The following is a 22,873-nucleotide window of genomic DNA, read 5'->3' as shown; positions in this document are numbered from 1 at the left end:
CGTGTGCAGGCCCGATGCGGGACACTGTACACCTATCTCGCGAACAACATGGAATCCCTTGTCGACTATGGCCGACGGTACCGTAACGGGCTGCCCATCTCGTCATCTCGTGCCGAAGGATCAGTCGATGACATTGCCAATGCCCGCATGGGAAAGCGCAGAAGGATGCGGTGGTCGCCCAAAGGGGCTCACCGAGTAGCCGTCACAAGGGCCGCAGTTCTCGATGGTCGGCTGACCGTCGCAAACAGAAAACGCGCCGCATGACCCCCATGTTTTGTCCACTCCCTTGGGCGGCCTTGGGTCACGCTGGCGATCGACGTCGCAACGCGGATGGTGACCGGATATTACACCTCTCTCGAGGCTCCTTCGCGTCTGTCGGTGGCGCTTTGCCTGACACAGGCTGTGGCCCCCAAGGCGGAACTTCTGGCGGAATTGGTGTGCAATGTTCCTTGGCCCGCGCAGGGTAAACCACATAGCATCCACGTCGATAACGGGCGCGATTTCCGGTCGCATGCCTTTCGGTCGGCATGTGCGGAATGGGGGATCGATCTGGTCTATCGGCCGCCAGGCAGTCCTCATTTCGGAGGGCACATCGAACGATTGATCGGCACGATGATGGGGGCCGTGCACCTGTTGCCTGGAACAACGCAATCCTCGGTCGTGGCCAAGGGCGACTACGATGCCGAAGGCATGGCCGCGATGACTTTAGGCGAATTTGATCGCTGGTTTGCCCTGGAAATCTGCCGCTACAACAACAGCATTCATTCAAGTCTTGGCTGTACGCCCGTCGCCAAATGGGAGGTGCTCTCAGAGGAAATGATGGGCGACATCCCCTTCGAGATGGAAGCCTTTCGGGTGAGCTTCTTGCCGAGCGAACTGCGCAAGGTCAGGCGTGACGGCATCCATCTGTTCCAGATACGGTACTGGTCGGATGCGCTTGCAGGCCACATTGGGCGCGGGGATGGGAAGGTGGTCGTTCGCTACGACCCTCGCGACCTCTCAATGATCTGGGTCGAATTGGACGATGGCCGATATGTTGAGGCGCGTTATAGAAACTTGGAAATTCCGCCCGTGCCGCTCTGGGAATATCGCGAAGCCATGAGGAAGGCCCGTGCCCTTGGCAAATCCGGGTCCTTCGAGATGGAAGCCTTTCGGGTGAGCTTCTTGCCGAGCGAACTGCGCAAGGTCAGGCGTGACGGCATCCATCTGTTCCAGATACGGTACTGGTCGGATGCGCTTGCAGGCCACATTGGGCGCGGGGATGGGAAGGTGGTCGTTCGCTACGACCCTCGCGACCTCTCAATGATCTGGGTCGAATTGGACGATGGCCGATATGTTGAGGCGCGTTATAGAAACTTGGAAATTCCGCCCGTGCCGCTCTGGGAATATCGCGAAGCCATGAGGAAGGCCCGTGCCCTTGGCAAATCCGGGTCCAATGAGCTGGTCCTGGCTGAGCTGATCCGACAGCAACGCCAGATCGAGTTTGAAAGCCGGGGCCTAACGAAGGCCGAACGCCGATCCCGTGAAAGAAAAGGGACATTGGAGGGCACCAACTCGGCTGTCTCGAAAACCGAAAGGCTGCGCCCGATCGACACGGGTGATACATCGCGCCCATTGTTCAAAGTGGAGAGATGGTGAATTGAGGGCAGGGACAACAGAGGAAGACGGTCGGATCGCCCTCATTCAATCGGATATCTGGATTGGCTTTCCGCGGGCCGAACAAGTTCTGGACCGTTTGCAGGGTATGATCGAAGCGCCAAGGCAAACCCGTATGCCTGGCCTTCTTGTGCATGGCGTGTCTGGGATCGGCAAGACGATGATCGCCCGCAACCTGTCGCGCAGATATGCACCGGAATATGACCCAGCATCGGGAATTACGCGAACGCCGCTCTTGCTGTTACAAGCACCGCCAGCTCCCGACGAACGGCGGTTCTATCTGCACATCCTGGCGTCCGTCGGGGCACCGGCCACGGCACTGGGCGCGCGCGCTCAAAATGTGGCCTCCCTCGAAGTCCGTGTTATTGCGCTTTTGCGCGACCTTGGCCTGCGGATGATCATGATCGACGAGGTCCACAACCTCTTGGCCGGGACCCACCGCGAACAGCGACGCTTTCTCAATGTTCTTCGTTATCTCAGCAATGAGCTCGAGGTGTCACTGGTCTGTCTTGGGGTCAGCGAGGCCGTCGACGCCATCCGTGGTGATATCCAGCTTGCCCGACGGCTGGACGAACATCACTTGCCAAACTGGCGCGACGATGCCGAGTTCTCGGACATGATCCAGACCCTTATTGCTGCCATGCCACTGGAAAAGAAGTCCAACCTGAAGGTCAAGTCACTCAAGCAGATACTTGCACTGACCGGTGGGGTGACCTCGCGCATTTTCGCCCTGATCAAGGATCTTTCCATCGACGCCATTGTAACAGGTGATGAATGCATCACCGATGACGCAATCGTAAAATGGACGCCGGTTTGGTCGCGCCATGCGAACCCCCATCGGCGGCTCGAGAAGTCCGGGGTGTGAAGCCGCACCCGCTGCCCAAGACTGTCGCGCCGCTGCCAGACGAGTTGTTGTCAGGTTGGTTGTCTCGGCTGGCGGCGGCCAACTACTGTGATGTTGCGGAACTGCTGGCCCATATCGAAATCGATACAACTCATGGCACGTCCTTGGACTTCAACATCGACGCGGCAGCGGCGGCGAAGATTGCCAACGCCGCACGGATTGACCCAGATGTTGTGCGATCTTTGACCTTCCCAGCAATGGCGACACGAGAAGCCTCGCTGACGGCCCAGATACCATTCCAGCATTGCCTGCAATGCTCCAGAGAGGGCCTTTCGCTCAAGCATTGGAGGCGAGCTTGGGCATTCGACTGCCAGGTTTGTGGGACGAGACTTGTGCCGACGCTCGGCAAGGCCAGTGGCGAACAGATGCCCGAAAAGCTGATAAATCGTGCGCGCAACGGCGCCGCGCGGCTTGAATACGCCGCGCGATTACGCAGCTCCAAGCAACTTCGGCGCGCAATGCGCGCGGTCACCTTTGCCATATCATTAAAGGCCTTCCGCGGAGATCCGTTACACGCTCTTCAGGGCCACAGGCTGGAAGTAAGGCTGTTTTGCCTTGCTGCAATTGATGCAGCCCAATCCCGTCCACTGGTCAAAGCGGCCATCTCAAGCTCCGGCATCGACGACTATGCAAGGGTTGCTCTATTGCGCGCCTTCGATAAGGAGCCACGTCTGCTTGCCGCGGTCGATTACATCGCCCGGCAGCGCGCGAAAAGCATAGGCGCGATGGCAGTGGAATCTCATAATTAAGGGCAAAAAATATCCCCGAACGCGTCGTGTCTCAGATTTAAGGGCAACGCGACACCGGGTCAGGCTGGGCGGCGCGCGGAACTTTTCGTAGTAGCGGATGGTAAATTGCGGATCACAAGGATCGTGTGTGTTCACGAAAATATGCCCTTGAACCTCTAGCCACTAGAAGTCTTATCTAGTCAACGTGAACAGTTATGTTCCCGCCATAGATTGCTGGTGGGAACCGAAAGGGTACGACATGCTGACAAGACGACACTTCATTCAAACAACAACAGCGCTATTCTCCGCGTCTGTTTCCAGCCCCCTGTTGGCCGATACCTGGCCCACCGAGGCACAGAAGGCTGAATGGGACGCGCAAGTCACGCCGCCCGGAATCGATCCGGCCGCGTCAAACCCTTGGGGCCTACACCCGCGCTTTTTGCCCCAGCGCGTGGTCGCGAAACCCGGACTCGTGCCAGGAGACATCCATGTCGATGCGGTCGCGCGGTATCTCTATCATATCGAGGAGAGCGGGACCGCAATGCGCTACGGTGTGGCCATTGCCCGGGGCAACCTATACGAGCCTGGGGTCTACACGATCAAGCGCAAGGTGAGGTGGCCGCATTGGACACCGACCCAGAACATGATCGAGCGGGATCCGGAAAACGCACGATGGGCCGACGGGATGGAACCCGGCCCCGAAAACGCTTTGGGATCACGAGCCATCTATCTGTACGTCGGAGACCGCGACACTTATCTTCGAATACACGGCACGCCCTATCCGAGAAGTATCGGCGGTCGAGCCAGTTCGGGTTGCGTGCGGATGGTCATGGCTCACATTAACGAACTTTATCCCAACGTTGAGATCGAATCGACGGCACATTTGTACTCAGCGGAGGACAGTGTCACCGCGCGAAGTTGAGTGTGGTGCGTCGGTCTGAGGCGCGTTGATGCAACGTGTGGCGCGTCCTCAAGCTTCGCGTGCCACGCAGATCGGATTACCGTTCGCCGTGCGCAACGGCAGCAGGGTCGTTTCGACCGGCCCGCTGTGTTCGTACCAATAGCAGCCGTCTTCCGGCACGAGGCGCGCGGTTGCAACATCCTGATCCGGAGCAGCCATCGCAACCACGGCTTCGGGAACGTTGCCCGTCTGGTCTGCCGTGTCGTTCGGCCCTGTCGGCTGGATGGCGCATCCTGTCGTGAGCAAAAGCGCCACCGCAACCATCATTTTTTGCTTCAGCATCAAAACCTGCATCGAGTTTCCTTTCTTTTCTGTTTTTCTTCGTATCGGCTTTTTATGCCTCACGCCGTGATTGAGGCTGTCGTCGGACCGTCTAGCAAGAAAACAAACGGAAATACCACCGTACTTTTCTCTTGAAGCTCTAGCTACTGTAGGGGCTATGTCATGACAAAACACCCGAATCCAGAGGTCCGTTCATGCCGTCCGACACCCACCGCCACGATCACGATCACGCCGAAGATGCCCAGGCAAGCGGCGGCAGTTGCTGTGGTAGCGCCGGAACGTGCGGCGACATCGCACCGACGACGCCCGCCCCAACCGGCGGGCGCAGTTTTCAGGTGTCCGGCCTCGATTGCGCCGAGGAGGTCGCGATCTTGAATAAGGTAATCGGCCCGCAGATCGGTGGGGCCGAGCATCTTGCGTTCGATGTGATCAACGGGAGGATGACCATTCTCGACAGCGCAAAGAGTGTATCGGACGACGAAGTTGCGGAACTTGTCGCGAGCACCGGCATGACCGCGAGGCCGTGGAATGCCGAGAACGCGTCGGTCGACCAAGCGGCCCATCTTGCACGACAGCGGCTGTTTACGGCTCTCAGCGGCGGCTTCTGGGCGGCGGGTTTTCTCTGGCACATCGTCGAGACCGGTATGGGCGGGGCGCTCGGCCTCTTCGCGGGGCACGGCGAAGCGCCGATGCCGCTGGCCGAGGCCGGGCTTTTTGCAGTTGCTATCCTATTCGGCGTTTGGCTTGTGGCACCGAAGGCATGGTCGTCCGCACGTCGGCTGTCGCCCGACATGAACCTGCTGATGGTTGTCGCAGTCGCGGGAGCCATCGGGCTCGGTGAATTCTTCGAGGCAGCGACAGTGGCTTTTTTCTTTTCGCTGTCCCTCTTTCTCGAAAGCTGGAGCGTTGGGCGCGCGCGGAACGCGGTGTCGGCGCTCCTGGATCTTGCGCCACCTACGGCGCGCGTGATCCACGATGACGGAAGCGAGACCGACATGCCGGCGGCGCAAGTCGCCGTAGGCTCAAGCTTTATTGTACGCGGTGGCGACCGTATCCCGCTCGACGGCGAGGTGACGGGTGGCGCGGGCGCGGTCGACCAGGCGCCGATCACCGGCGAAAGTGCTTTGATACCCAAAGAGGCCGGAGACGAGGTCTATGCGGGCACGATCAACGGCGAAGGTACACTAACGGTGCGCGCCACGAAGGTCGCCTCGGATACCGTCTTGGCCAAGATCATCCGCATGGTCGGCGACGCCCATGCCCGCCGCGCGCCGGTGGAACAGTGGGTGGCAAAGTTCGCCCGCATCTACACGCCTATCGTCATGGCTCTCGCCGTCGCAATTGCGCTACTGCCGCCGCTTATCTTCGGCGGAGCCTGGGATTACTGGTTCTACAATGCCCTCGTGCTGCTGGTGATCGCTTGCCCATGCGCTCTGGTCATCTCGACCCCTGTCTCCATCGTCGCAGCGCTCACCGCGTCGGCGCGGGCGGGCGTCCTCATCAAGGGCGGTGCCTATGTAGAGGCGCCGGGCAGAACCACGGCGCTGGCCATGGACAAGACCGGCACGATCACCATGGGCCAGCCGGAAGTGGCGGCGGTGCACCCGCTGGGCGGGGCTTCAGCGCAAGATCTGATGACCCTCGCCGCAGGGCTGGAGGCACGTTCGTCGCACCCTTTGGCGCGTGCCATTCTCGCGCGGGCGGAGGCCGACGGCGTCAAGGTGTCCGCCGCAGAGGATACCCGCACCATTCCCGGCAGGGGACTTGAAGGACGCACCGACGGACGGTCCATCTGGCTGGGGTCAGACCGGTTTGCCGAGGAGAAGGGTTTCGGCGACGCCATTCCGAAGGATCTGCGGGAGCGGATCGAAGGCGCCGGCAGCACCCTTGTCGCTGTCGGCGATGAGTCCGGTGTGACGGGCATTCTTGAACTGCGCGATCGCATCCGCCCTGATGCCAAGGGAATCGTGGCGCAACTTCACGCGCAGGGCGTGAAGACCATCGTCATGCTGACCGGTGACAACGAGCGAACAGCGCGCGCCGTCGCCGCCGAGGTCGGTATCGACGAGGTGCGTGCTGAGCTTCTGCCCGAAGACAAGGTGACAGCCATCGAAGAACTGGTCAAAACTCATGACATGGTTGCCATGATCGGCGACGGGGTGAACGATGCACCCGCAATGGCGCGCGCGCATTATGCCATCGCGATGGGTGCGGTCGGTTCTGACGCGGCAATCGAGACGGCGGATATCGCCCTTATGACCGACGACCTCGGCAAGGTGCCTTGGCTGATCGGTCATTCGCGCCGGACAATGTCGATTATCCATCAGAACATCGGTATTTCCTTGGCGACCAAGGGAGTTTTCGTTGTCGCTACCGCGTTCGGAATGGCATCGATGTGGGGCGCTATTGCAGCCGACGTGGGTGTATCATTGCTGGTGGTGGCGAACGCCCTGCGCCTGCTCAACAGCCAAGAGGCCAAGGCACCGCCGTCCGGTGGCGAGCAGGTTGGGCCACAGATCGCAAAGGCCGCGCTTGCCCACGGACATTGATCACGCGGCATTTGCAAGGTAACATTATTTCCATATCAGACCTCACGAAAGAGGCATCGAGCAGTGAAAACCATCCGATTTCCCCGCCGCGCCGTCCTGTTGGGTGGCTTAGCGGCCTTTTTGTCGGGCTGTGCCGGCAAGTTCCGCAGCTATGACGGACCCGAAGTGACGCGACTTCGGCTCTACAAGGGACAGCGTTTGCTTGTTCTCGACGGATCCGATCGCGTGCTGCAAACCTATCCGATCGGGCTGGGCTTCGCTCCTCAGGGTCACAAGCAATTCGAGGGAGACGGTCGGACCCCGGAGGGCACCTACATAGTCGATAAGCGCAACCCTGAAAGTACGTATCATCTTTCAGTTGGCATCTCTTATCCGAATGAGGCCGACATCGCCTTTGCCGAAGCGCAGGGCCTTTCCCCCGGCGGCGACATCTTCATCCATGGTGGTCCACGCCCCGGCATCGACCCGACGGACATCCGCGACTGGACAGCTGGCTGCATCGCGGTCACAGATCGGCAGATCGAGGACATCTATGCAATGGTGAAGGACGGAACGCCTATCCACATCTATGCATGACGGTCTTTCTCATGCGGCGGTAGTTAGCCGTCGCATTGGCCGCCAGAGCCCAGCTCCACGAAGCCAAGATGAGCGCCAGCAACATCCAGTCCCCAAAAAGCGCATATGGCGTAGGCGGCCGCGCAGAGGGAAGATCAGCGTCGACTATGCCCCTTTCCCCGGTATCGAGCCGCGCAACGATCTCTCCGTTCGCGTCGATGACGGCAGAGATGCCCGTATTCGCGGCTCGGATGACAGGAAGGCCTTCCTCTACGGCGCGCATACGTGCGGAAGCCAGATGCTGCTCGGGTCCGATGCTGGTTCCAAACCAGGCATCGTTTGTCGCGTTAAAAATCCAGTCGGGTCGGAACAGGTCGTCGACCACATGGCCTGGGAAGATGATCTCATAGCAGATCGCCACGGCGACCAGCGGCACACCCGGAAGCGCAAGCGTTCGCAGGCCCGGTCCAGGCGTAAAATCGCCCAGCCCCGCTGTCAGCCGCTCGATCGGCAACCAGCCGCGGAATGGAGTGTATTCGCCAAAGGGCACGAGATGGTGTTTCGCGTATCCGGTCAGGATCTCACTGTTATCGTCAAAAGCCTGGACGGTGTTGAAATATCGGGTGCCATCCTCACTCGGTACACGGTCCGGCACTCCGGTGAGCAGCACGCTGCCGTCCGGAAGCGCAGCCGCGATACGGGATCGCGCCTGGGCATCCTCATCGAGGAAACCGGGAAAGGCAGTTTCCGGCCAGAGAAGAACGTCGAAATCGCCGGGCTGGGTTGAAAGCTCGATATAGCGCGCGAAGGTCGCCTCGCGGTTCTCGGGCGCCCATTTCTCCTCTTGGGGTACGTTGCCCTGAACGATGCGCAGGTCGACATCCGGTGGCTGTGGTGCATCCGACTGGAGGCGAAGCGTGCCGATGGCCCACATCGTTACGATGCCGGCCAGCGGCATGAGCGAGATGATCAATCGTTGTCGCCCGACCGCCATGAGAGCCGCGCCGGGGAGTGCCGCTACGAACACGGTGAGAAAGCTTAGCCCATAACTTCCCACCCAGGCGGCGGGCTGGCGAAGGGCGGCGTAATCAACAAGAGCGTAGCCGGCGAGGTTCCACGGAAAACCTGTCAGAACGTGACCGCGCAACCACTCGGCCGCGGTCCATGAGGTCGCGAACAGGAGGCAGGCCAGGAGACTGCCCATGGCTCTGCGCCGCGCGATTTCGACGAAGAGCACGGCGGCAATGGCCGGGAAAATCGCGAGACCTGCGGACAATCCCGCGACGGCCGGGATCGCCAGCGCTCCGAAACGCTCGGCCTCGACGTAGAAACTTTCCGCGATCCACGAAATCCCGAAACCGAACTGGCCGAGACCAAACGCCCAGCCGACGAGAAAAGCACGCCCGAAGGAGAGGTCGCGAAGACCGACAAACAACGCAGAATAGGCAACGGGAACAAGCAGGAGAATCGAGAAAGGCGGGAAGGTTAGAACGGTCAGCGCCCCGGCGGCGAAACCAAGCGTCATCCGCGAGAGCAGACGTTTGCGCAGAGCGAAGCAGTTCAGAATTACCGGCTTCACGACTTGATCGGACGCCGCGCACTGATCCAGGGTGCGGCGAGCAAGAGCCCCACGCCACTGACGACAAACACATCGGCCATGTTGAAGGCAGGCCAATGCGTTGAGTTGATGTAGAAATCCAGGAAGTCCGTTACAGCCCGATACCGCACACGATCAAAGACATTGCCCAAGGCCCCACCAATAATCGCGCCATAGGCAAGCGTTTCGACCACATTTCCGGCGCGAAACAGCATAACCCCCAGCCAGCCGCAGATGGCAAGAGCGAGAGCTATGAGGCTCCACCATGGTGCGCCGCCAAGTAGTCCGAAAGTGACGCCATCATTGCGATAAAAGACGAGGTTAAAACCCGGAAACACGGAGATTCCGGTGCTTAAAGAGGCCGCATTCGCCACAACAATGGCTTTTGTGATCTGATCGATTACGAAAGCGGCAAGCGCAGCAAAAATGCCGATCACCGGAGATAGTTTATGCACTGGCATTGCGTCACCCCAACCAAACATCGAGAAAAAGCATCAAAACGAGCCCGACGGCCAAGCCGAGCGTTGCCTTGTTCTGATGGCCGCTGCGATGGGTTTCGGGGATGATTTCGTGGCTGATGACATAGAGCATGGCGCCTGCGGCAAAGGCCAAGCCCCATGGCAGCAGCGGTTCCGACAGTGTGATGATGCCCGCCCCGAGCAAACCGCCAATCGGCTCGACCATGCCCGTTAGCGCGGCGATGCTCCATGCGCGCAGCTTCGGATATCCTTCGCCCAACAGGGATACCGCGACGGCCAGCCCTTCAGGCGCATTCTGAAGCCCGATGCCGATAGCGAGTGGCAGACCGCCCTCCATACCTCCGGAACCGAAGCCAACTCCGACCGCGAGGCCTTCGGGGAAGTTGTGGATCGTGATCGCGATGATGAACAGCCAGACCCGCCGTAAGGACGCCGCTTCGGGCCCTTCGCGTCCCGTTCTGAAATGCTCGTGCGGCAGCCTTTCATTCATCAATGCAACGGCCCCCATGCCCAAAAGGATCGAGACGCAAACGATGGCCGCAGGCATCGCGCCGTTTTCGAACATCGGCTCCGCCGCATCCAATGCCGGGATGATCAGAGAAAAGAACGAGGCTGAGAGCATGACGCCGGCAGCGAAGCCGAGCGACAGATCGCGCGTCGCCCGCGACGGGATGCGCCCGAACAGCACGGGAATTGCTCCGACTGCCGTGAGCGATCCGGCGGCAAGGCTTCCGAGAAAGCCGAGCATTATCGGAGACAGGTTTTCCATAAGCGGGCCAGATTATCCTTCGGCGTAGCTTGAAAAGACTTCGGTCGACCCGTCCTCGCGGATGAGGAAGACATCATAAGCTTCACGGTTTTCTTCCGGCCCCATGCCGGGCGAGCCATAGGGCATTCCCGGAACGGCGAGGCCGACGGCGTCCGGGCGTTCCTCAAGAAGGCGGCGGATATCAGCGGCCGGGACATGGCCTTCAATCACGTAGCCCTCTATGAGCGCGGTATGGCAGGAGACCATGCGCTGCGGCACGCCGTTGTCGAGCTTGAAACGAACCAGCGACCCGCCAAACATGTTCTCGCCCGTCGGCGCGAATCCGTTTTTCTCGAGATGGTTCATCCAGGACAGGCAGCAGCCGCATCCGTTGGTCTTGCGGACGTCTATCGCTGTTGCCTCTGCGAGGGCCTGGGCCGCCGGGAACAGGGCGAGCGCGATGGTCAGAGCTTGGGTCATGCGTTTCATGGGTCAGAGCCTTTCGGTTGTCGTCTGGGCAATTTCGCTGTCAAGGTTTTCAGTCAGAAGCGCGCGCGCCTCGGTCAGACGCAACAGCGCGGCGGTATCATCCACCTCTTTCTCTGCGGCTTCTGCGAGCCGGTCGTCAGAGAGAGGGTCAGTCGGACGCCCATCTACGAGGACTTCGTAGTGCAGGTTGGGACCTGTCGCTGTGCCGGTTGCGCCAACGCGGCCGATCACATCTCCCGCCGCCACGCGTTGGCCCTGTGATAGGCCCTCCGGCACGGCGCTGAGATGCGCGTAGCGCGTCATGGTCTCGGAGCCGTGGGAGATTTCGACCACGCGTCCATAGCCGCCTCGCCAGCCGATGAAGCTGACCCGGCCCGGTGCCGTCGTCCGTACCGGCGTCCCGCTTGCCGCGGCAAAATCGACGCCGGTGTGCATCCGGACGTTTCCGTAGACCGGATGTGTGCGGCGCCCGAACACCGAGCTGAGGCGCGCGCCCTCGACCGGCTGTGCAAAGACGCGAAGCACCTCGCCATCGACGTAGATCGTCGCCTGACCGCTGCCGTCGTCCGGCCAAACGATCTCGTAAAGCGAATCGCCGATTTCCAGTGCGGCGAAGGCGAGGTCCGGCTGTCCGATCTTGTCATCGCCGACGCGCGTCTCGCGCCAGAGAAGCCTTAGTGTCTCGCCTCCAGCCATCTCACGGCGGAAATCCACGGTTCCACCCAGCATTTGCGCAAGGTCCACGGCAAATCGGGCGGGGATGCCGGCATTGTCGAGTGCCGCGAAGATCGAGGTGTCGATCACGGCCTCCCCAGCAAGGGTTACGACCTCCGGATCCGGCGCCACGACCTGCGTGGACACCTGCTCGCCAAAAAGCACCTCGATCCGCACCCCGTCCTCGACGGCGAGCGAGACGGTGCGGGGGCTGCCATCCATAGTCGAAACAACAGTGACCGAATTCCCCGGCCGCAACCGTCGCAGATCGTATTCCGCGCCAAGCGCAAGGGCGACTTCCGCCCGGTCGGCTCCCGCAAGACCGGCTTCGGAAAGCAAGGAGTCGAGCGTTTCACCAGAAGATATGTCGCGAGACCAAGTCAACAGGGGCGGTTCGATCGCCTGCATCGGCCTGTCAACAACAGCGGCCTGCAGCAGGGGGAAGGGGCCGAGGCGGGGTGTATCTTCCGCCCACGCCGTAGCTGGCAGCGACAACGGAATGTCCAGGCTCCGGGGAGCTTCAGGACGCTGGGGCATCCAGCTACCTGCCTGGGCAAGTTCTGGCGGCACGGATTCTTTCGACAGAACATCGAAGAAGGCGATAGCCGCCCCCGAAACGGTCCCCGCAAGCGCGACACCTGCCGCAAAAGTTCTGAGCCTCATGTCGCCCCCTCCGTTTCTTCTTCCAACGCGCGGCGGATCTTCGGTACCGCGAATTCCCTCGGTTCATGATAGTCAATCATGGTGACGAACCGTCCAGCAGCACCGAACAGGAAGACGCTGGCCGTGTGGTTCATCGTGTAGTCGCCGCCTTCCGTGGGCACCCGCTCGTAGGCAGCGCGGAAGCCGTCCGCGATGCGCGCAATCTGCCCCTCCGGTCCCGTCCAGCCGCGGATCGCTGGGTGGAAATAACTGACATATTCTGCCATCGCCTCGACGGTATCGCGCTCGGGATCGACCGTGATGAAAACCACGTTCAGCTGTTTGGCTTCGTCTCCTAAATCGTCGAGCCAACCTGAAATGTCCGAGAGCGTGGTCGGGCAGACATCGGGGCAGTAAGTGAAACCGAAGAACGCCATCGTCGGTCGCCCGATCAGGGTTTCCGGCCCGACCTCGTTGCCTTCATGGTCAGTCAGGCGGAAATCCATCTCGGTCAGAGCCATAGGCCGCTGCCCGATAGGTTCGGGCGCACCGGGTCCGTCGACCCGCCACCAACCGACGAAGAGCGTCAAGGCAATTGCACCGGCACCGGCCGCGCCGTATCCTGCGATCGTCCTTCGTCGCATTAGTCTTCCGGTCCGCGTGCGGCGATGCCAAGGATCGGCACCTCGACCGTCACCTCGCCCCCGTCGACAAAAAGTAGGGTCAGCGGAAAGGTTTCCCCTTCCGTCATGGGTTGTTGTAGCCGCATCAACATCGCGTGGAGGCCGCCCGGCTCAAGCGCGACGCTCTCGCCCGGGGCGATCGCGATCTCACCTGCCGCGCTCATGGAACTCACACCTTCGGCATTGGTCTTCGTCTCGTGGATCTCGGGCATCATCGCGAGGGGTGTTGAAAGACCAATCAGCGTCACCGGCTCGTCGCCAGTGTTGCGGATCGTCATGTAGGCGGCCCCGGGGCGGTTCATCCCTATGGAGGCGCGAGACCACGCGCTTTCGACGACGACATCCACGGGTCCGGCCAGTGCGGGCACTGAGAGCCCTCCAAAGGTCAAGAGCGCGGCCAGTGTGCCCGTCATAATAATCTTTTTCATCGTTTTGGTCCTGCCTTTTCCATTCAGCTTTGCACGGCGGCAACTTCCGCGGCCACTAATCGCCGCAGTTCTGCCTCCCCGAATGGATCGAGCGACTTGCCGTTTACAAAGAAAGTAGGAGTCTGGCGCACTCCCACGGTTTCGACGTCCGCACGATCCTGATTCAGGATCGCAACGACATCTGGTGCCAGCATTTGCGTGCGCGCGGCCTCTGCATCGAGTCCGGCAGTGGCGGCGATCTGGAGGATCAGACCGAGCTCAGGCGCGCCGTGCGACGCCCATCTCGGCTGATCCCGCAGAACGGCTTCGAGCACCGGCTCGTAAACGCCTTGCATGCGTGCTGCCTCGAGCACGCGGATCGCTTCCTCGGATGCCTCGCCATGAAACGCGGTGTAGCGGATAACGACGCGGACGGCATCTCCATGCTGTGCCATGATGTCCTTCACGATCGGATGGAAGGCGCGGCAAGCCTCGCAGGCCGGGTCAAAGAATTCGACAATCGTGACGGGCGCGTCGGCAGGTCCGAGGATGGGCGAGTAAGAGCGGATCATCGCGTCCGCGAGTTCCGGCGCAACGGTTTTTGCTTCGGCCGCGGGGCCGGGGCGAGTCGCGTACCAAGTGGCTCCGCCGAAACCGGCAACGCCGAGGGCGAGAACGGACAGGATTAAGCCGCGTCGATTCATGTTTGTGTTTCCTTCAATGAAAGGGCCGACAGGAAACCGATCAGCGCGAAGGCGGCCAGCGCCATCAGCGGGATCGGGATGCCGAAGACCAATTGGTTATCATCGGTGCACGAGGGGCCGGTGGCCGTGCAGGGCTGGATACGTTCGGGGATCAGGCCCGCGTAGAGGCCCATGTGCCACAGGGCGACCACGCCACCACCAAGCGCCAGAGCGATGCCATAGCGCCCGACGCTGCCGTCTCGCCACCAAAGGCCGAGGCCGAGAATGATCGCGAGCGGGAACATGAAGGCGCGCTGGAACCAGCACAACACGCAGGGTGTCTGCCCCATCACTTCGCCGATGAAAAGTACAGCAAGCGAGGCGACGAGGGCAACGATCCATGCCAGCCCGAGGGCGGTTTCTGCGGGTACGCGGTTCATGTCGGTCAGATCCTCTCTTCCAGATCGGCGAGAATCTCTTCAGCGGACGTGCCATAGGGCCATGAGTCTGCAAAGCCTGCCTCGGGGTCGAACAGAAACAGATGCGACGTGTGGCCCATTGTGTAGCCATCCGGCGCTGTGGCCTCTTCGATGCGTTCAAAGAAGATCGGAAACGTTTCGGATGTAGCGGCGATCTGTTCGGGCGTACCTGTCAGCCCGATGATGTTCGCATCGAACAGCGGAACGAATTCGGCGAGTGCCATGGGCGTGTCCCGTTCGGGGTCGATGGTTATGAAAATCGGCTGGACCCTCGCGGCATTGTCGCCCAGACCGTCCATCACCGCCGCGACCTCAGACAGTGTCGTCGGGCAGACATCGGGGCAGTTGCTGAAGCCGAAAAATACCAACATCCAACGCCCCGAAAAGTCTTCTTCCGTTCGAACCACACCTTGGTGGTCCGTCAATTCGAATGCAGCGACAAACGCTGGATCGGTGTCGGTTCGGGCGCGGTCAGCGCGATAGTCCGACCAGAGCAAAAACCATACGAAGGCAAGCGACGCGACGCCTGCCAAAACCCAAAGAAATTTCTGTGCCGATGTGAGGGACAATCCTGTGCGCCTGATTTTGATTCTTGATTATTGCCGCGTTTACATCCTCTAGCTACTAGAGGTTCAAGCGCGAAATCACGTTGTGGCTTAAACTCACGCGTCTGTGAATCCTGCACTTGTTTATTGGGGCGGCAAAACCTACAAAGACTGTAACTTTTTCATGGAGGCGAAGATGCTCACGATCGGCACTCTGTCAAAGAAGACCGGCACAAAGGAGCAGACCATTCGGTACTACGAGCAGATCGGGCTCATGCCCGAACCTGGCCGGACTGAAGGCGGACAGAGGCGCTATGACAATGCACAGCTCGACCGACTGTCCTTCATCCGCCATTCGCGACAACTCGGCTTCTCGCTTGATGCGATCCGCGAGCTGCTCGACCTCAGCGACCAGCCCAATCGGCCCTGCGAAGAAGCCGACGCGATTGCGCGTCGTCAGCTAAAGCAGGTGGAGCAGCGCATGGCCCGTCTGAAGGCGCTGCGCACCGAACTGAAACGCATGGTTCACGAATGCAGCGGTGGACGTACCGCCGATTGCAAGGTGCTTGAGGTGTTGCGGGATCATTCCGAATGTTTGACCGAACACGACGAGATCGGTGCCTGAGATGCCTGCCGCGCTTGCCTATCCGCTTGCGGCCTTGGCCGAGATCGCCGGGTGTTTCGCGATCTGGAGTTGGTGGCGCCTCGGCGCATCCGCGGCCTGGCTCGTACCCGGTATTGTAGCCTTGGTGGTATTCGGGTGGCTTCTGGCGCAAGTCGAAACGGTTGCTGCGGGCCGCGCCTTTGCCGCCTATGGCGGAGTCTACATTGCGGCTTCTGTACTGTGGATGTGGCTTGCAGAGGGTAACAGACCGGACAGGTGGGATGCGCTTGGCACAGCCGTTTGCTTGCTCGGCGCAGCTATAATACTGGCTGCGCCACGAACCAATTGAACTTTATGTTTTGAACTTGAAACCGTCTCAAATCGCGATCTCATCGCCCCATAAAAAGGGCTATGCTCTGGATTGGTTGGGGCGCCTGCCTGAAAGCTCCCGACGGTCGTACGTGGAACTGACCATCAATAATCAATCCGGAACCCTGATCTGCCAGAGAGGTTGAAAGATCATAGTTCACAAATTGGAATGGGAAGTATGGCGGCAGAAAAACGAGCAGAAAGACGCACACTTTGGATCGTTCTCGGTCTCAACATCAGTCTTGCTGCGGCCTTTTTCGCAACTGGGACCTTCGGGGATTCCAGTGCCCTGATCGCTAACGGGCTCGACAACCTTTCAGACAGCTTGGTCTACGCAATCAGTCTGTTTGCATTGTCGCGGTCTGCGAAATGGAAACGTGGCGCGGCGAATGTCTCGGGCGGCCTGCTGATCGTGTTCGCCATCGGGATCCTTTATGATGCTTGGCGCCGCTATGTCGGTGGGTCGGATCCCCTTGGCACCGTTATGATCGTCATGGCGCTGAGCGCGGCGGCCATCAACTCAGTTTGTGTCTGGTTGCTCGCTCGGCTCAAAGATCCGGACGTCAACATCCGCGCGGCCAATACTTTCAGCTGGAACGACTTTGCGGCAAACCTCGGAATCGTGGTCGCCGGTGGCCTCGTTGCCTGCCTGGGAACGAACTGGCCCGACCTAGTCGTCGGTGTGATTATCGCCGGGATCGCGGCCTGGGGCGGCGTCAATATCCTACGCGACGCACACGGTGAACACCACAAAGCAGTTCACACGGACAAGTAGTTGCGAGAGATCGTTTCTAAAAGAAGGGGTTGAAGCTACAGTAACTATAGAGACTAGTCTGTTCCAAGACGATTCGAGGAGCGACTCCGTTGCAGATAACCAACCCCCTACTTGCACCCACAAAACTACTGGATTTTGATACCGCGCCTCTTGCGCATCTAATAGAGAGCCGCAGCTGGCGCGACTTATCCGAATACGATCGGATCGGAGCTGCCTATGATTTCGTTCGAAATGAAATCTCGTTCGGATACAATCGAGCTGACGACATCCCCGCATCCGAGGTACTTTCCGACGGCTACGGGCAGTGCAATACGAAAGGCACGCTCTTAATGGCGCTGCTGCGTGGTGTTGGCGTTCGTTGCCGGTTGCATGGGTTTACGATCCACAAAGGCTTGCAGCGCGGTGTTGTCCCAGAGTTGGTGTATCCGCTTGCTCCAGAGGAAATTCTCCATTCGTGGGTAGAGATCGAATTTCAAGGGGCCTGGATCAACCTTGAAGGCTTCATCCTGGATGACGCTTTCTTCGAAGTCCTGCAAAGATCGTTCTCGGACACGGACAGTCTCTGCGGTTATGGCGCGGGCACGGATTGCCTTGGCGCGCCTCCCGTCGCCTGGAACGGAGAAGATACCTACATTCAGAAAACCGGCATCGTGCAAGATTTCGGCGTGTACGATACGCCCGACGCCTTCTATTTGTCCCATGAGCAATCCTTTGGAAGGCTGCGTGGTGCCCTTTACCGTCATATAATACGCCACTGGATGAATGCGCGCGTACGTGGTTTCCGCAGCGGCCGCCTGAAGACTGACCGACGCGCGACACACGCGCATGAGGAGCCTGCCAATGCCGCATGATCACGGGCACGCGAATATCGATCCGAATTCTGGGGATCGACGGGTTGCGATCGCGATCTGGGCGAATGGGCTACTTACTGTTGCGCAAATCGTCGGGGGCATATTGTCGGGCAGTCTAGCACTTATCGCCGATGCGCTGCACAACTTTTCCGATATGGCCTCGCTTGTCATTGCCTTCGCCGCGCGCAAGATCGCGCGGCGCCCGGCCGATGAGCGCATGACTTTCGGCTATGGCCGGGTCGAAATCGTCGCTGCCCTGATCAACTACACCACCCTGATCGTGATCGGCTTCTACCTGATCTACGAAGGTGGCATGCGCATGATTGATCCACCAGAAGTCATGGGGTGGACCGTCGTCATTCTCGGTGGAATTGCGCTTGTGGTCGACACGCTGACCGCAATGCTGACCTATTCGATGCAGAAGGGGAGCGTGAACATCCGCGCGCTGTTTCTCCACAACCTTTCGGACGCGTTGGCTTCAGTGGCTGTCATAGTCGGCGGGACGCTCATTATACTTTATGATATGCGTTGGGTGGATCCGGCCATCACCATCGCATCGCGCTCTACATCTTGTATCTGTCCTTCACCGAAATAGGGGCCCCAATTCGAACCCTGATGCTTGGGAGCCCACCAGATATTGATGGAAATGACGTAGTCAGAGCGATCCAGAGTGTCGATGGCGTTGTGGACGTGCATCATGTCCACCTGTGGCAAATGCAGGAGAACGCTGCGGCATTGGACTGCCATATTGTTGTCGAACGCGACCGGATGGGTGAGGCCGACAAAATTAAAGAAAACGTCAAATCGGTGCTGGATGAACGTTTCTCAATCGAGCATTCCACGCTTGAATTCGAAGCGACCGACAATGCGCATCAGGAGGCGCAGGTGTTCGGACACCGCTCATGACGATTGCCCAAGGCATACTAGTGGTCGTAGGCCTGCTGTCCGGTCTGGTTTTGATTGGTGCGCTCCTTTGGTCGATCGCCCGCCCGTCCAAGCGCATCCTCTGCAAGAAGACCGACACGCTGGTGGGCTACTTGTACCAATGGAACAATGGCGACCTGCAGCCTGCCTGGCTCAATGATGCCATGCCCGACGTGCGCTACGAACCGATGGTCGAGGCCGCCTGACAGGCGTGATCTGACTGCGGGCCAGGCGATCAAGGGCAGTGCGGAGTGCTGATCGCATATCAAGCCACGCAAAATTCTGCGTATTATGAGTTATAGAATGAAATTCTATAACTCATGCGTTGGAACCGGACCCAATCCGACCGGCCCAATTTCTTTTCTTTGAGCCCTCCGTCGAACCCACCGAGCCACAGTACTGCGGCTCCTTTGAAGGCCTGGCTTTTGCGGAAAGGGATCACAGAGGCAACGGATTGATCATCCGTGAACGCACGCGCACGGTTCTCGGAGCGGCAAGGGCAGACTGGAAGCCGGTAGCCTTCACATATTGTGGCGCCGCGCCCCTGCCAGCATTTATGGTGAAGACCTCTGCCCTGAACGGGCACTGCTTGCATCATCCCGAAGCCCCGCAACGAGCCTCTCGACAAGCTCGACGGCCTCGGTGACGCGTTCGGCGCGAAGTACAACCCGCTGGCCGGGCCGATAGCGGGTGTCACCGCTCTTGGCAATATACTCCTCATCGACAAGCCCCTGCCGGTGGGCAAGCAGATGGCGTTGCTGGAACGCCCGCGCGAGTTGGTCGAGGGAAGGGGAGTCGAGATGGGCGCCATAGCCCTGCCCCGTCGCCTGCTGCCAAAGGGTACTGCCCTCTGCAAGGTTCTGGAATGCGTTCCGCCTTGCCTTCGGCGGCGCGGGAAGCTCCACAAACAGAGCTTCGACCACACGCTGAAAGGCGGTGACAGCGTTCTGCAAGCCGTTCTCGATCACGACGCGCACGGTAGTTTCGGCGGTGTCGCGATCCGGCATCGCGGCGCGCACCTGGTCGAGCGCACGGAGGGTTGCCTTGATCCCTGCAATGGTCTGCTCGAAGACCTGCTCGGCAGCGCTATGCCCGCAGGCGGGGCAGAAGTACGCAGCCCCGATCACTGCGTAGCGGCAGGCACAGGACGGACAGGTGATCTTCAGCGCCATCGGGTCGGTGGCGGCTGGGGGCAGCATGACATGCTGCGGCCGGGAATCCACCTTCATCGTCATCGAAATGAAGCCGCCGCGCGGCCTGTTCCGGTTGAACCGGGCAGCATCGGTTTTCAGTGCTCTATTGACGCCCCCTTGAAGCTGCGCCACGGCAGCCGCGCGCATGTGCTCGACCTGTTGCTGTGTCCACCAACGGTGGCTGTGATCGGTATGGCCACAGGCGGGACAGTGAAGCCGCTCAGCTTCCTTGGCCTTATGCCAATCTTCGCTGAGCATCTTGAACTGTAAAAGGCATTCATCCGATGGGCATTCACGGTCGAGGTAGCCTTCCTCGTCGTCCTCAATGAGGATCGAGACTTCGCCGCCGCCTTCAATGCTCCGCAAAAATCGTTGTGTCTCTTCAAACATCTCGCAACCTCAGAACATCTTGTAGCGTACCGTTCGCTCTAGCCCCATATATAGCATGATTTCAGGGCAATTTGGAGTCTTCCATTGGACGGGGCTCTTCCCTTGCCCCTGGTGTTCAATTCTGATCCTACCGTCTGCAGATCACCGGACGCTGAAGGTAAGGCGCTTGCGGTGCGCCTCCTGCCATGCTGATTGCGGCCTTGCTCAGGCGAAGCCTGTGGCGCGCGGTGCCTTAAGCGCCGCATGAAGGCTGGCCTGCCCTTCTTCCCGTGAATTGACCCCCCCGGGAGAAGGAGACCTGCCATTACCCAAGCTATTACCCTCGACACCCTGCACGACCTATCCGACGAAGCCCTCTGGGCGCTGTTTGATGAAACCCAAGCCCTGCTCGAAGAGCTGCCCTTCGACTGCTGGCAGCGCGGCATCGCGCTCGCCAATCAGCGCCTCATTCTTGGCGTGATCGACCGCCGCCGGGTGCAAACCTCTCTGGACGTGCCGCGTTAGGCTTATTTCGCCGCCTCTTCCTGCTTCTCCTCGGGAAGAGGAACATTCATGTCCTCGGCACCGATGGCGATGGCACGCTCGACAAGTGCATTATAGGCGGGGACGGTCAGCCCCGCCGTCTTGGCCGCATGAAGGCGGCGAATGGCGAAATGCGGGTTGAGAATGACGGCATGGGAGAACTCGCCTGCGGTGCCCGCCGCGATGCGGATGAAGCCAAGGTTGGCAAGCTCCCTCATCCGCTCCCTCCAGGAGCGCACCGCCCGCTGGCCGGTGTAGCCCGAATAGAAGGCAAGCTCGTCGGCGTTCTGCAAGCTTACATACATCTCGTCGAACGCCTGCCCCCAGAGGGCAAGATAGGTCATCGAGGTGCGTTTGCTGCCCGGAGCCAGGTAATCGATGATGTTCATGATCAGCGGCATCGTGCGCGGCACGGACGTGAAGCCGTCATAGACGCTGCGGTGCCAAAGATCGTCCGGAGACAGATCAGGCCAGAGCTTCGCGCGAAGGTCTGTAATTTTCTTGGCGATTTTCTTCTTGGGTGTCCTGACCATAGGAGCCTCATGTGCTAAAGGGAACGGGCTGAAGTGTGGACCTTCAGCCCTGTCGGCGGTGAGTGCGGCGGCGCGAGGTTTGGACGCTCGCTCCGATGTTCATCCTCTCATCGGCAACAGGGCTAATATGCCTAGAAAATTGTTATTTTTCAAATACTTAGTTCGCGCGCCTCGGCATCTGAAGCCGCTCCTCCAGCCAATTTGGAAGGCGCGGATGGAAGACTTTGCGCAAGCTCGACATTTGAGTTGGCGCAAGCCTATCAAGAAATCGCCTGAAAACCAACGTGATAGGCGGTTCTAGCGGTGCTCGGCGTCATCACGGTTCTCGCGCGTTCTCGCGGTGCTCGCTGTGATCGGGGCGAAAACCCCCTCCCCGCGCCGGGAAGAGGGGGGTAAGGAGGCGGCCTATTCGGCCGCCATCGCTTGGGGCTAAAGGTTGGGCATGGGCGCAGGGAGTTTCAGCCCCCTTCAAAGACGAAGGAGAGATGGCCGGTCAAGACCGGCGCTGCTGACAGGATGAAACTGGCCGTTACCCTGCCGGATCGTCGACTTTTGGAAGCGGGCGGGCAGGAAATTTCCGTTGCCAGGTCTCGATGAGGAAGAGCGCTGCCGTGCTCGCGGCATGGATCGACAATCGGGCAATCCGCGCGTCAACACGGGCATAGTGTTGATTGTCACTGAGAACTGACCCGGCATTGTCACCGAGACTTGACCCACCCAGCTGTTATGTTCTTTGCGTCATGATGGCGTCAATGCTGCTGTCTCCTTTCGTTTCTTTTTCGCTGTCTCAGAGCTGGCCTTGAACCGATAGCTGTCATTACCTGTCTCAAGGATGTGGCAGCGGTGGGTTAGGCGGTCGAGTAGCGCGGTGGTCATTTTCGCATCGCCGAACACGCTGGCCCATTCGCTGAAGCTCAAGTTCGTGGTGATGACGACGCTGGTGCGCTCGTAGAGTTTACTGAGAAGGTGGAACAACAACGCGCCTCCCGAAGCGCTGAACGGCAGATATCCCAGCTCATCCAGGATCACCAAGTCGGTTTTCACCAACGCCTCAGCGATCTTTCCGGCCTTGCCTTGGGCTTTTTCCTGCTCCAGCGCATTGACCAACTCAACCGTTGAGAAGAAGCGGACGCGTTTACGGCGATGTTCGATCGCTTGGATGCCAAGAGCGATAGCGACATGCGATTTCCCGGTTCCTGGGCCCCCGATCAGCACTACGTTTTCAGTCCCATCAATGAACTCGCAGCGAAGCAACTGGCGAACCAAGGCTTCACGGATTTCACTGGCGGCAAAGTCGAAGCCAGAGAGGTCCTTGTATGCCGGGAAGCGTGCCGCCTTCATGTGATAAGCGACGGAACGAACCTCACGTTCAGCCATTTCGGCCTTGAGCAGCTGCGACCACATGGGGATCGCTGCGTCGAAAGCGGGCGGTCCTTGCTCATGCAGGTCCTGCACAGCCTGCGCCATGCCTGGCATTTTCAGGCTACGCAACATGATGACGATGGCAGCACCAGCGGGATCATGACGCATGACGTGTTCCTCCCGTGGTGCGCAGCCCATCATACCGCGCTACATTGGCCTCGGGTTCCTTGCTCAAAGAAAGGGCTGCGG

At 59.8% G+C, this 22,873-nt stretch carries 25 protein-coding genes and 2 pseudogenes; 13 read left to right on the top strand and 14 right to left on the bottom strand.

The annotated features are described in order from the left end of the window. The 5 genes and pseudogenes from AKU94_RS18900 to AKU94_RS02760 form a co-directional block, all read left to right on the top strand. Positions 1 to 264: pseudogene (locus AKU94_RS18900) on the top strand (ISKra4 family transposase); the annotation flags it as partial. Positions 265 to 402: 138 nt separating this feature from the next. Further along, the gene (locus AKU94_RS20620) at positions 403 to 1,638 is read left to right on the top strand and encodes a Mu transposase C-terminal domain-containing protein (RefSeq protein WP_157056371.1); all 1,236 of its coding nucleotides are present in this window, start codon (positions 403 to 405) and stop codon (positions 1,636 to 1,638) included. Continuing rightward, the gene (locus tag AKU94_RS02770; protein ID WP_232295662.1) at positions 1,598 to 2,521 is read left to right on the top strand and encodes a TniB family NTP-binding protein; all 924 of its coding nucleotides are present in this window, start codon (positions 1,598 to 1,600) and stop codon (positions 2,519 to 2,521) included. Before AKU94_RS20620 ends, AKU94_RS02770 begins: the two co-directional genes overlap by 41 nt. Further along, positions 2,518 to 3,309, top strand: coding sequence for a TniQ family protein (locus tag AKU94_RS02765; RefSeq protein ID WP_050525827.1), 792 nt, complete (start codon positions 2,518 to 2,520; stop codon positions 3,307 to 3,309). Before AKU94_RS02770 ends, AKU94_RS02765 begins: the two co-directional genes overlap by 4 nt. A 238-nt stretch (positions 3,310 to 3,547) precedes the next feature. Beyond that, entirely contained in the window at positions 3,548 to 4,210 is a 663-nt protein-coding gene (locus tag AKU94_RS02760) for a L,D-transpeptidase (protein WP_050525826.1), read from the top strand. Positions 4,211 to 4,258: 48 nt separating this feature from the next. Here the strand turns inward: AKU94_RS02760 and AKU94_RS02755 are convergent, their stop codons facing one another. Continuing rightward, positions 4,259 to 4,543, bottom strand: a complete 285-nt coding sequence (locus AKU94_RS02755) for a hypothetical protein (protein ID WP_040182668.1) — start codon at positions 4,541 to 4,543, stop codon at positions 4,259 to 4,261. 182 nt (positions 4,544 to 4,725) lie between these two features. Here AKU94_RS02755 and AKU94_RS02750 point away from each other — a divergent pair, with 182 nt between their 5' ends. Together AKU94_RS02750 and AKU94_RS02745 are read left to right on the top strand one after the other, a co-directional pair. Then, complete coding sequence (locus tag AKU94_RS02750; RefSeq protein ID WP_050525825.1) at positions 4,726 to 7,080, top strand: heavy metal translocating P-type ATPase; 2,355 nt, start codon at positions 4,726 to 4,728, stop codon at positions 7,078 to 7,080. A 63-nt stretch (positions 7,081 to 7,143) separates the two neighbouring features. After that, positions 7,144 to 7,656, top strand: coding sequence for a L,D-transpeptidase family protein (locus AKU94_RS02745; protein ID WP_036783996.1), 513 nt, complete (start codon positions 7,144 to 7,146; stop codon positions 7,654 to 7,656). On the opposite strand, the gene lnt is transcribed toward AKU94_RS02745, so the two are convergent. The 10 genes from lnt to AKU94_RS02695 are packed head-to-tail and all read right to left on the bottom strand — an operon-like array spanning position 7,637 to position 15,125. After that, positions 7,637 to 9,160, bottom strand: coding sequence for an apolipoprotein N-acyltransferase (gene lnt, locus AKU94_RS02740; RefSeq protein ID WP_198144804.1), 1,524 nt, complete (start codon positions 9,158 to 9,160; stop codon positions 7,637 to 7,639). The two genes, AKU94_RS02745 and lnt, sit on opposite strands and share 20 nt — an antisense overlap. 50 nt (positions 9,161 to 9,210) lie before the next feature. Then, entirely contained in the window at positions 9,211 to 9,669 is a 459-nt protein-coding gene (lspA, locus tag AKU94_RS02735; RefSeq protein ID WP_050525824.1) for a signal peptidase II, read from the bottom strand. A 28-nt stretch (positions 9,670 to 9,697) separates the two neighbouring features. Then, positions 9,698 to 10,480 (bottom strand): ZIP family metal transporter, encoded by a 783-nt coding sequence (locus AKU94_RS02730; protein WP_050525823.1) that lies wholly within the window; start codon positions 10,478 to 10,480, stop codon positions 9,698 to 9,700. A gap of 12 nt (positions 10,481 to 10,492) precedes the next feature. Then, positions 10,493 to 10,948, bottom strand: coding sequence for a DUF411 domain-containing protein (locus AKU94_RS02725; RefSeq protein WP_050525822.1), 456 nt, complete (start codon positions 10,946 to 10,948; stop codon positions 10,493 to 10,495). Between the two features lie 3 nt (positions 10,949 to 10,951). After that, the gene (locus tag AKU94_RS02720) at positions 10,952 to 12,325 is read right to left on the bottom strand and encodes a M23 family metallopeptidase (protein ID WP_050525821.1); all 1,374 of its coding nucleotides are present in this window, start codon (positions 12,323 to 12,325) and stop codon (positions 10,952 to 10,954) included. Then, the gene (locus AKU94_RS02715; RefSeq protein ID WP_050525820.1) at positions 12,322 to 12,948 is read right to left on the bottom strand and encodes an SCO family protein; all 627 of its coding nucleotides are present in this window, start codon (positions 12,946 to 12,948) and stop codon (positions 12,322 to 12,324) included. Before AKU94_RS02715 ends, AKU94_RS02720 begins: the two co-directional genes overlap by 4 nt. Next, positions 12,948 to 13,415, bottom strand: a complete 468-nt coding sequence (locus AKU94_RS02710; RefSeq protein WP_009807979.1) for a copper chaperone PCu(A)C — start codon at positions 13,413 to 13,415, stop codon at positions 12,948 to 12,950. Before AKU94_RS02710 ends, AKU94_RS02715 begins: the two co-directional genes overlap by 1 nt. Before the next feature lie 23 nt (positions 13,416 to 13,438). Then, positions 13,439 to 14,098 (bottom strand): DsbA family protein, encoded by a 660-nt coding sequence (locus AKU94_RS02705; protein ID WP_050525819.1) that lies wholly within the window; start codon positions 14,096 to 14,098, stop codon positions 13,439 to 13,441. After that, entirely contained in the window at positions 14,095 to 14,517 is a 423-nt protein-coding gene (locus AKU94_RS02700) for a disulfide bond formation protein B (protein WP_050525818.1), read from the bottom strand. The genes AKU94_RS02705 and AKU94_RS02700 overlap by 4 nt, the downstream gene beginning before the upstream one ends. Positions 14,518 to 14,522: 5 nt before the next feature. After that, the gene (locus AKU94_RS02695; RefSeq protein WP_232295660.1) at positions 14,523 to 15,125 is read right to left on the bottom strand and encodes an SCO family protein; all 603 of its coding nucleotides are present in this window, start codon (positions 15,123 to 15,125) and stop codon (positions 14,523 to 14,525) included. Between the two features lie 172 nt (positions 15,126 to 15,297). On the opposite strand from AKU94_RS02695, the gene AKU94_RS02690 reads away from it, so the two are divergent. From AKU94_RS02690 to AKU94_RS20150, 6 genes and pseudogenes are all read left to right on the top strand, one after another. Next, positions 15,298 to 15,726 carry a MerR family transcriptional regulator gene (locus tag AKU94_RS02690; RefSeq protein WP_050525831.1) on the top strand — a complete coding sequence of 143 codons (429 nt, stop codon included), beginning with the start codon at positions 15,298 to 15,300 and terminating at the stop codon, positions 15,724 to 15,726. A gap of 1 nt (position 15,727) precedes the next feature. Continuing rightward, a complete protein-coding gene (locus AKU94_RS02685) occupies positions 15,728 to 16,054 on the top strand; it encodes a YnfA family protein (RefSeq protein ID WP_050525817.1) in 327 nt (108 codons plus the stop codon). A 198-nt stretch (positions 16,055 to 16,252) separates the two neighbouring features. Beyond that, positions 16,253 to 16,849: a cation transporter gene (locus AKU94_RS02680; RefSeq protein WP_050525816.1), complete on the top strand. Its 597-nt coding sequence runs from the start codon at positions 16,253 to 16,255 to the stop codon at positions 16,847 to 16,849. 95 nt (positions 16,850 to 16,944) lie between these two features. Beyond that, positions 16,945 to 17,700 (top strand): transglutaminase-like domain-containing protein, encoded by a 756-nt coding sequence (locus AKU94_RS02675; RefSeq protein WP_050525830.1) that lies wholly within the window; start codon positions 16,945 to 16,947, stop codon positions 17,698 to 17,700. Next, positions 17,690 to 18,606: pseudogene (locus AKU94_RS02670) on the top strand (cation diffusion facilitator family transporter). The gene AKU94_RS02675 and the pseudogene AKU94_RS02670 overlap by 11 nt, the downstream one beginning before the upstream one ends. Then, entirely contained in the window at positions 18,603 to 18,830 is a 228-nt protein-coding gene (locus tag AKU94_RS20150) for a hypothetical protein (RefSeq protein WP_050525815.1), read from the top strand. Before AKU94_RS02670 ends, AKU94_RS20150 begins: the two are co-directional and overlap by 4 nt. Before the next feature lie 348 nt (positions 18,831 to 19,178). On the opposite strand, the gene AKU94_RS02660 is transcribed toward AKU94_RS20150, so the two are convergent. The 3 genes from AKU94_RS02660 to istB form a co-directional block, all read right to left on the bottom strand. Beyond that, a complete protein-coding gene (locus AKU94_RS02660; protein ID WP_050525814.1) occupies positions 19,179 to 20,207 on the bottom strand; it encodes a hypothetical protein in 1,029 nt (342 codons plus the stop codon). A gap of 506 nt (positions 20,208 to 20,713) precedes the next feature. Then, entirely contained in the window at positions 20,714 to 21,262 is a 549-nt protein-coding gene (locus AKU94_RS02655) for a hypothetical protein (RefSeq protein WP_050525813.1), read from the bottom strand. Positions 21,263 to 22,000: 738 nt separating this feature from the next. Continuing rightward, positions 22,001 to 22,792, bottom strand: coding sequence for an IS21-like element helper ATPase IstB (istB, locus tag AKU94_RS02650; RefSeq protein WP_050525829.1), 792 nt, complete (start codon positions 22,790 to 22,792; stop codon positions 22,001 to 22,003). Between the last annotated feature and the right edge of the window lie 81 nt (positions 22,793 to 22,873).

It is taken from the genome of Pseudorhodobacter aquimaris (assembly GCF_001202025.1).
Classification (GTDB): domain Bacteria; phylum Pseudomonadota; class Alphaproteobacteria; order Rhodobacterales; family Rhodobacteraceae; genus Pseudorhodobacter; species Pseudorhodobacter aquimaris.
The sequence above is the reverse complement of the archived record's forward strand: the minus strand, read 5'-3'. Positions and strand labels throughout refer to the sequence as shown.